Raw genomic sequence first — 7,816 nt, forward strand, 5'->3', positions numbered from 1 at the left:
GATTTGCCACGTAATCCGCATTGCGGTTAATTGAAATGGAAAAAGTATGAAGAACTGGAAAACGCTGCTTCTCGGTATCGCCATGGTTGCGAATACCAGTTTCGCCGCGCCGCAGGTTGTCGATAAAGTCGCTGCCGTCGTGAATAACGGCGTTGTGCTGGAAAGCGACGTTGATGGTTTGATGCAATCCGTAAAGCTTAACGCCGGACAGGCGGGCCAGCAGCTTCCTGATGATGCCACGCTGCGTCATCAGATCCTGGAGCGACTGATCATGGATCAAATCATTCTGCAGATGGGCACCAAGATGGGTGTCAAAGTCACCGATGAGCAGCTCGATCAGGCTATCGCCAATATCGCCAAGCAGAACAACATGTCGCTGGATCAGATGCGTAGCCGTCTGGCCTATGACGGTATGGACTACAACACCTATCGCAGCCAGATCCGCAAGGAGATGCTGATTTCTGAGGTGCGTAACAACGAGGTGCGCCGCCGCATCACCATTCTGCCGCAGGAAGTTGACTCTCTTGCTCAGCAGGTGGGTAACCAGAACGACGCCAGCACCGAGCTGAATCTGAGCCACATTCTTATTCCGCTGCCGGAAAATCCTACCTCCGATCAGGTTAACGAGGCGGAGAGCCAGGCACGCTCGATCATTGAGCAGGCCCGTGGCGGGGATGATTTTGGCAAGCTGGCGATCACCTACTCTGCCGATCCACAGGCGCTGAAGGGCGGTGAGATGGGCTGGGGCCGTATTCAGGAGCTGCCGTCTATCTTTGCTCAAGCGCTGAGCACGGCGAAAAAAGGCGACATCGTTGGCCCAATCCGCTCCGGTGTAGGCTTCCATATTCTGAAGGTCAACGATCTGCGCGGCCAGAGTAAAAGCGTCTCCGTGACCGAAGTGCACGCTCGCCATATTCTGCTGAAGCCGTCGCCGATCATGACCGACGACCAGGCGCGCCTGAAGCTGGAGCAGATCGCAGCGGACATTAAGAGCGGCAAAACCAGCTTTGCAGCGGCAGCGAAGTCCTTCTCTCAGGATCCCGGCTCGGCTAACCAGGGCGGCGATCTCGGCTGGGCGGCAGCAGATATCTTCGATCCGGCTTTCCGCGATGCGCTGATGAAGCTGAACAAAGGCCAGATGAGCGCGCCGGTTCACTCCTCGTTTGGCTGGCACCTGATCGAACTGCTGGACACGCGTAACGTCGATAAAACCGACGCCGCACAGAAGGATCGTGCTTACCGCATGCTGATGAACCGCAAATTCTCTGAAGAAGCGGCCAGCTGGATGCAGGAGCAGCGCGCCAGCGCCTACGTGAAGATCCTGAGCAACTAATGAACGTTCAGCGCATCGTTATCACTCCCGGCGAACCCGCCGGGATTGGTCCAGAGCTGGTCGTCCAGCTGGCCCAGCGCGACTGGCCAATGGAGCTGGTGATCTGCGCCGACCCCCAGCTTTTGACCGACCGGGCGTCAACGCTCGGTCTGCCGCTGACGCTCCTCCCCTACGATGCCGACCAGCCCGCGCAGCCGCAGCAGGCACGCACCCTAACGGCGCTGCCCGTAGCCCTGCGCGCGCCGGTTGTTCCAGGCCAGCTTAGCGTAGCCAACGGTGGCTACGTCGTTGATACCCTGGCCCGCGCCTGCGACGGCTGCCTGAGCGGCGAATTTGCTGCGCTGGTGACCGGCCCGGTGCATAAAGGGGTGATTAACGATGCTGGCGTGCCCTTTACCGGGCACACCGAATTTTTTGAAGCGCGTTCTGGCACCGCCAAGGTGGTGATGATGTTGGCGACCGAGGCGCTGCGCGTGGCGCTCGCGACCACGCACCTGCCGCTGCGGGAGGTGGCCGACGCCATTACCCCGGCGCTGCTGCGCGAGGTCATCACCATTCTGTATCACGATCTGCAAAACAAATTTGGTATTGCCCATCCGCACGTGCTGGTTTGTGGCTTAAACCCGCACGCGGGCGAAGGCGGCCATATGGGTAGCGAAGAGATCGATATCATCATTCCGCTGCTTGATGAACTGCGCGCCGAGGGAATGCACCTCAGCGGTCCGCTGCCTGCCGATACCCTGTTCCAACCCAAATATCTCGATCGCGCCGATGCGGTGCTGGCGATGTATCACGATCAGGGCCTGCCCGTGCTAAAATACCAGGGCTTTGGCCGCGGTGTGAACATTACGCTCGGTTTACCCTTTATTCGCACATCCGTAGACCACGGCACCGCGCTAGAACTCGCGGGCCAGGGGAAAGCCGATGTCGGCAGTTTTATTACGGCGCTTAATCTCGCCATCAAAATGATTACTAATACTCAATGAATAGCAGAGTCCATCAGGGGCACCTGGCCCGTAAACGTTTCGGGCAAAACTTCCTTAACGATAAATTTGTCATCGACAGCATTGTTTCAGCCATTAACCCACAGAAAGGCCAGGCCATGGTCGAAATCGGTCCCGGCCTCGCCGCGCTGACCGAGCCGGTGGGGGAACGCCTGGACGAGCTGACCGTCATCGAGCTGGATCGCGATCTGGCCGCGCGCCTGCAAACGCATCCGTTCCTCGGGCCTAAACTGACCATCTATCAGCAGGATGCCATGACCATGAACTTTGGCGAGCTCTCCCAGACCTTGGGTCAGCCGCTGCGCGTCTTTGGTAACCTGCCCTATAACATCTCCACGCCGCTGATGTTCCACCTGTTTAGCTATACTGATGCCATCGCCGATATGCACTTCATGCTGCAAAAAGAGGTGGTGAATCGTCTGGTTGCAGGCCCGAACAGCAAAGCGTATGGTCGTTTAAGCGTGATGGCACAATACTATTGTCAGGTGATCCCGGTGCTGGAAGTGCCGCCGACGGCCTTTACGCCACCGCCTAAAGTCGACTCTGCGGTGGTGCGTCTGGTACCGCATACCACTATGCCGTACCCGGTTAAAGAGGTTCGCGTGCTGAGTCGCATCACTACCGAAGCATTTAACCAGCGCCGTAAAACCATCCGCAACAGCCTCGGCAATCTGTTTACGCCAGAGGTTCTCACGTCGTTAGGTATTGACCCGGCGGTGCGAGCAGAGAACGTCTCTGTCGCCCAGTACTGCCAGCTGGCAAACTACCTGACGGATAACGCGCCGCCGAAGGAGAGTTAAGCCATGATCAATTCGCCCCGGGTATGTGTTCACGTACAGAGTGTCTATATCGAATCGCAGTCGGCACCTGATGAGCAGCGCTATGTTTTCGCCTATACGGTGACCATACGCAATCTGGGACGCGCGTCCGTGCAGCTGCTAGGGCGCTATTGGCTTATCACCAACGGCAACGGCCGTGAAACCGAGGTACAGGGCGAAGGTGTGGTTGGCGTCCAGCCGCACATTGCGCCCGGCGAAGAGTACCAATACACCAGCGGGGCGGTTATCGAAACGCCGCTGGGTACCATGCAGGGCCACTATGAGATGATCGATGCCGAGGGCAATCCGTTCCGCATCGACATACCGGTCTTCCGACTTGCCGTTTCAACACTCATCCATTAATCCATGTCGACATATCTTATCGGCGACGTTCACGGTTGCTACGATGAACTGATCGCATTGTTAAAACAGGTCGCGTTTGATCCTAAAACCGACACCCTCTGGCTAACGGGCGATCTGGTTGCACGCGGCCCGGCATCCCTGCAGGTGCTGCGTTTCGTGAAATCGTTGGGCGATAGCGTGCGCGTTGTGCTGGGCAACCATGACCTGCATCTGCTGGCCGTGTTTGCCGGCATCAGTAAAAACAAGCCGAAGGATCGGATCACGCCGCTGCTGGAAGCGCCGGATGCCGATGAGCTGCTGAACTGGCTGCGTCGCCAGCCGCTGCTGCAGGTCGACGAAGAGAAAAAGCTGGTGATGGCCCATGCGGGGATCACCCCTCAGTGGGATCTGACGACGGCGCAGGCCTGCGCCCGGGATGCCGAAGCGGTGCTGGCCAGCGACTCCTACCCGCTGTTTTTAGATGCGATGTATGGCGACCTGCCCAATAACTGGAGCCAGGAGCTGAGCGGTCTCGCGCGCCTGCGCTTCATTACCAACGCCTTTACGCGAATGCGCTACTGCTTCCCGAACGGCCAGCTCGACATGTACTGCAAAGATATGCCGGATAACGCCCCTGCCCCGCTGAAGCCATGGTTTGTGATCCCCGGTCCGGTGACGCAGGAGTACAGCGTGGTGTTTGGTCACTGGGCATCGCTGGAGGGGAAAGGCACACCGGAAGGCGTTTACGCCCTTGATACCGGCTGCTGCTGGGGTGGCGTTCTGACCTGTCTGCGTTGGGAAGATAAAGCCTACTTTACCCAGGCGTCGAGCCGCCATCTGGATCTGGGGGAAGGCGAGGTCGTTGCTTCCTGATGTTCTCCCCGGCGGCGCTGCGCTTGCCGGGGCTACACCTGCTGTAGGCCTGATAAGCGAAGCGCCATCAGGCGTCTCCACCCGCTAAACGTTACCGGCGTTCTAATATCTCAAAGCAGTAGCTGTGGGAGTTCTGCGCGTCGGCATCGTGAAACTCGCTAAAGGTCGACTCCCAGTCGTCCGGCTCGTAGTCCGGGAAATGGGTATCGCCTTCCACTTCCGCATCGATATGCGTCAGGTAGAGACGCTGGGCCTTGGGCAAAAACTGCTCGTAGATGCGCCCACCACCGATCACCATAATCTCTTCTGCATCGCCGCAGGCGGCAATGGCGTCCTCGATGGAGCTAACCCACTGAACGCGATCGTCACTGCCCGGCTGGCTGCTAATGACGATATTTTTACGCCCCGGTAGCGGACGCCCGATGGATTCCCAGGTCAGGCGGCCCATCACTACCGGCTTGTTTAAGGTATTGCGTTTAAACCAGGCGAGATCGGCAGGCAAATTCCACGGCATGGCGTTTTCCATACCAATTACGCGATCGACCGCTAACGCCGCAATCAGACTGATCATTGTATATATCCCGGAGCTAAAAATTGTCGCCACTATACGGAAAGCACTGACGCTCGTCGACTGGCGGAAAGGTAAAGAGAACGAAAATTTTTCATTCTGCTGGCGGGCCCGCAGTTGCCTGTGGGCCACCAGCGTAGATGATTAAACCGTCGGCTTAACCTGCGGCTCGTCGCTGGCATCACCGGAGTGTTTACCCTCCTCCGTGCCCTGCCAGCCGTGCCGCTGGGTATGAGAGAGGTGCGCCCGATCCTCGGTGATGATCTCCGTCAGCATGGCGCTGGTGCGTTTGAACACCGCCGCCCGCGCCTGGGTATCATCTTCGCCCTGCGCCATCTCCTCTATCATGTCTGAATTATAGCGACGAAACAGATCGGCGCGCTCCCGGGCCTCATACTCTCCCAGCCCCAGACTCTCCAGCGCCAGACGGCCGGTACGCAGCGCGCCTTCAAAGGTTTCACGCTCGGGCCGCTCGACGCCCGCCTGGCGCAGGCGGATAAAGTGATCGACGTCGCGGGCGCGGGCAACGATCTGCAGGTGCGGGAAGTGCTCTTTAGCCAGCTCGGTCAACTGCAGGTTGGCTTTGGGATCGTCAATGGCGTTGATCAGCACCTCGGCCTTGCCTGCCCCGGCGGACTCCAGCAGATCCACGCGGGTCGCATCGCCATAGAAGACCTTCATGCCAAACTTGCGCAGGGTTTCAATATGGTCGGGATCGTGATCGAGAACGACCATTTTCACTCCGCTGGAGAGCAGCAGACGACCGGCAATCTGACCAAAACGGCCGAAGCCCGCGATAATAACCCGCGGCTGCTCCTCATCAATCTCATCTGCTTCCTGCTGCTGACCGGTGGTTTTGTTATCAAGCCGGGTCAGAAGCACCAGCAGCAGCGGCGTTGCGGCCATTGAGAGCGCCACCGCCAGGGTCAGCGCTTTGGCCCACTCGGGATCCAGCACGCTAGCGCTTTGCGCCGTACCAAATACCACGAAGGCAAATTCACTCCCCTGCCCCAGCAGGACAGCGAACCAGCGCCGCTGCCTGCTCGGCACCTTTAACGGACGGGCAATCAGCCACAGCATCAGGGTTTTAATCACCAGGAAGCCCACCAGCAGGATGATAATGCGCAGCGGGTGGGTTACGAGGGTACCGAAGTCGATAGACATGCCGACGCCGATAAAGAACAGCCCCAGCAGCAGGCCCTTAAACGGCTCGATATCGCTCTCCAGCGCGTGGCGGTACTCGGAGCTCGCCAGCAGCACCCCGGCCAGGAACGCCCCCATCGCCATTGACAGCCCGGCCTCCTCCAGCAGCAGCCCGAAGCCAAAGACCAGGAACAGCGCCACGGCGCTGAAGACTTCCCGCAGGCCGGAGCGAGCGACAAAGCGCAGCGCCGGACGCGCAACGTAGCGGCCAATCAGCACCACAATAGCCAGCGCGGCGACCACCTTCAGCGCCGAAAGAGCAAAGGCCCCCAGGGTGGTGGCTCCGCCGCTGGCCGCCAGTAGAGGGATCATCGCCACCAGCGGAATGGCGGCGATGTCCTGGAACAGCAGAACGGCAAAGGCGCTGCGTCCCATCTGGGAGACCATCAGGTTACGCTCGTTCATTGCCTGCATCGCGATCGCCGTTGAGGAGAGCCCCAGCGTCAGGCCGATCAGCACCGCTACCTGCCAGCGCAGACCGAGCGCCATACAGAACGCACCGAGCAGCAGGCCGCAGACCAGCATCTGCAATGCGCCGCCGCCAAATACCGAGGCTCGCAGCTTCCACAGCCGCTGAGGATCCAACTCAAGACCGATGACGAACAGCATCAGCACCACGCCGATTTCAGCAAAGTGCAGAATCGACTCGGCGTCGGTAACCAGCCGCAGCCCCCATGGGCCAATAATGCAGCCTGCAATCAGATAGCCGAGCACCGAGCCGAGTCCCAGCCGCACCGCAATCGGCACGATCAGCGCCGCCGATCCCAGATAGATCAGCGCTTGTATTAGGGTATGGCTATCCATGATTGACCTCCAGCCACTCCATCAGCCGCTGCTTATAGTGACGCGCCTTGGCATTCAGGGTTTCATCATCGTTTACGAAGGTGTTATGCATCGAGAAAGGGGCCAGCCATTTCATGCCGCAATAGATCGCCGTGGCCTGTAGGGGCTGCGCCAGCGACTCAAAGCCGGGATGCGATCCAATATCGAAGTGGTGCTCACCGCCACCAGTGGTCACCGCCCACAGCAGATGTTTGCCGTACAGTGCAGTACCGCCCTCGCCGTAAGCCCAGCCGTGTGTGAGCACTTTATCCATCCACAGCTTGAGCAGCGGTGGGACGCTATACCACTGAAGAGGATGCTGCCAGACCACCAGATCCGCACGCGATATTGCCTCCTGTTCGGCGGCGATATCAATATTGAAGTCGGGATAAAGTTGGTAAAGCGAACGGACTTCTACGCCGTCCAGGGTGCCTGCCTGCTCAAGCATCCGCTTATTCGCGTGCGAATGCCGCGGATAGGGATGAGCATAAATAATCAGAATCATTCATTAACCTGTCTAAACTGCACTGATGTAATTGCAGTGAGTTTAGACAGTTAATCGGTGGGCTTACAGAAGAAAGATCCGCTTTGCTTAGTCTTTTTCGATCAGCTGGGAGACATCGGCGGTTTTAATCTGGCGGCTATAGCCCTGCTGGTCAACATAGCGGGTCATGCCAGTATCTTTATCAATTTCAGGCTTGCCCTGGGTGACGATCATCTCGCCGTTTTTGGTGGACATAATATAGTCGCTGGAGCAGCCTACCAGCGAAAGTGATACTGCACCCAGAATCAGAGCAGCAGCCATCCTCTTCATAACATTCTCCTTAAATCGTAGAGAGGAGAGTGTAGCGAA

Annotated in this window: 9 protein-coding genes; 5 read left to right on the forward strand and 4 right to left on the reverse strand. The window is 58.4% G+C overall.

Annotation, left to right across the window (positions count from 1 at the left end; translation table 11 throughout):
• Window positions 1-46 precede the first annotated feature (46 nt).
• The 5 genes from surA to apaH are packed head-to-tail and all read left to right on the forward strand — an operon-like array spanning window position 47 to window position 4,370.
• A complete protein-coding gene (surA, locus tag FN633_RS17120) occupies window positions 47-1,333 on the forward strand; it encodes a peptidylprolyl isomerase SurA (protein ID WP_042388140.1) in 1,287 nt (428 codons plus the stop codon).
• Window positions 1,333-2,319 (forward strand): 4-hydroxythreonine-4-phosphate dehydrogenase PdxA, encoded by a 987-nt coding sequence (gene pdxA, locus FN633_RS17125; RefSeq protein ID WP_154058556.1) that lies wholly within the window; start codon window positions 1,333-1,335, stop codon window positions 2,317-2,319. The genes surA and pdxA overlap by 1 nt, the downstream gene beginning before the upstream one ends.
• Entirely contained in the window at window positions 2,316-3,137 is an 822-nt protein-coding gene (gene rsmA / locus FN633_RS17130; RefSeq protein WP_042388144.1) for a 16S rRNA (adenine(1518)-N(6)/adenine(1519)-N(6))-dimethyltransferase RsmA, read from the forward strand. Before pdxA ends, rsmA begins: the two co-directional genes overlap by 4 nt.
• Window positions 3,138-3,140: 3 nt before the next feature.
• Complete coding sequence (gene apaG / locus FN633_RS17135; protein WP_042388146.1) at window positions 3,141-3,518, forward strand: Co2+/Mg2+ efflux protein ApaG; 378 nt, start codon at window positions 3,141-3,143, stop codon at window positions 3,516-3,518.
• A 3-nt stretch (window positions 3,519-3,521) separates the two neighbouring features.
• The gene (gene apaH, locus FN633_RS17140; protein ID WP_154058557.1) at window positions 3,522-4,370 is read left to right on the forward strand and encodes a bis(5'-nucleosyl)-tetraphosphatase (symmetrical) ApaH; all 849 of its coding nucleotides are present in this window, start codon (window positions 3,522-3,524) and stop codon (window positions 4,368-4,370) included.
• 91 nt (window positions 4,371-4,461) lie between these two features.
• On the opposite strand, the gene folA is transcribed toward apaH, so the two are convergent.
• The 4 genes from folA to FN633_RS17160 all read right to left on the reverse strand — a co-directional run bounded on the left by folA (window position 4,462) and on the right by FN633_RS17160 (window position 7,777).
• Window positions 4,462-4,941: a type 3 dihydrofolate reductase gene (gene folA, locus FN633_RS17145; protein ID WP_154058558.1), complete on the reverse strand. Its 480-nt coding sequence runs from the start codon at window positions 4,939-4,941 to the stop codon at window positions 4,462-4,464.
• Window positions 4,942-5,082: 141 nt separating this feature from the next.
• Complete coding sequence (kefC, locus tag FN633_RS17150; RefSeq protein WP_154058559.1) at window positions 5,083-6,945, reverse strand: glutathione-regulated potassium-efflux system protein KefC; 1,863 nt, start codon at window positions 6,943-6,945, stop codon at window positions 5,083-5,085.
• A complete protein-coding gene (kefF, locus tag FN633_RS17155; RefSeq protein WP_154058560.1) occupies window positions 6,938-7,468 on the reverse strand; it encodes a glutathione-regulated potassium-efflux system oxidoreductase KefF in 531 nt (176 codons plus the stop codon). Before kefF ends, kefC begins: the two co-directional genes overlap by 8 nt.
• Window positions 7,469-7,555: 87 nt before the next feature.
• On the reverse strand, window positions 7,556-7,777 hold the full coding sequence (locus FN633_RS17160; RefSeq protein WP_154058561.1) for a YgdI/YgdR family lipoprotein: 222 nt from the start codon (window positions 7,775-7,777) through the stop codon (window positions 7,556-7,558).
• Window positions 7,778-7,816: the final 39 nt, after the last annotated feature.

Origin of the sequence: Pseudescherichia vulneris (assembly GCF_902164725.1) — a bacterium.
Classification (GTDB): domain Bacteria; phylum Pseudomonadota; class Gammaproteobacteria; order Enterobacterales; family Enterobacteriaceae; genus Pseudescherichia; species Pseudescherichia vulneris.

Bases quoted from the DNA above. Each gene is read 5' to 3' on its own strand.
- surA (WP_042388140.1), top strand. From the start codon at position 47: ATGAAGAACTGGAAAACGCTGCTTCTCGGTATCGCCATGGTTGCGAAT.
- pdxA (WP_154058556.1), top strand. From the start codon at position 1,333: ATGAACGTTCAGCGCATCGTTATCACTCCCGGCGAACCCGCCGGGATT.
- rsmA (WP_042388144.1), top strand. From the start codon at position 2,316: ATGAATAGCAGAGTCCATCAGGGGCACCTGGCCCGTAAACGTTTCGGG.
- apaG (WP_042388146.1), top strand. From the start codon at position 3,141: ATGATCAATTCGCCCCGGGTATGTGTTCACGTACAGAGTGTCTATATC.
- kefC (WP_154058559.1), bottom strand. From the start codon at position 6,945: ATGGATAGCCATACCCTAATACAAGCGCTGATCTATCTGGGATCGGCG.
- folA (WP_154058558.1), bottom strand. From the start codon at position 4,941: ATGATCAGTCTGATTGCGGCGTTAGCGGTCGATCGCGTAATTGGTATG.
- apaH (WP_154058557.1), top strand. From the start codon at position 3,522: ATGTCGACATATCTTATCGGCGACGTTCACGGTTGCTACGATGAACTG.
- kefF (WP_154058560.1), bottom strand. From the start codon at position 7,468: ATGATTCTGATTATTTATGCTCATCCCTATCCGCGGCATTCGCACGCG.
- FN633_RS17160 (WP_154058561.1), bottom strand. From the start codon at position 7,777: ATGAAGAGGATGGCTGCTGCTCTGATTCTGGGTGCAGTATCACTTTCG.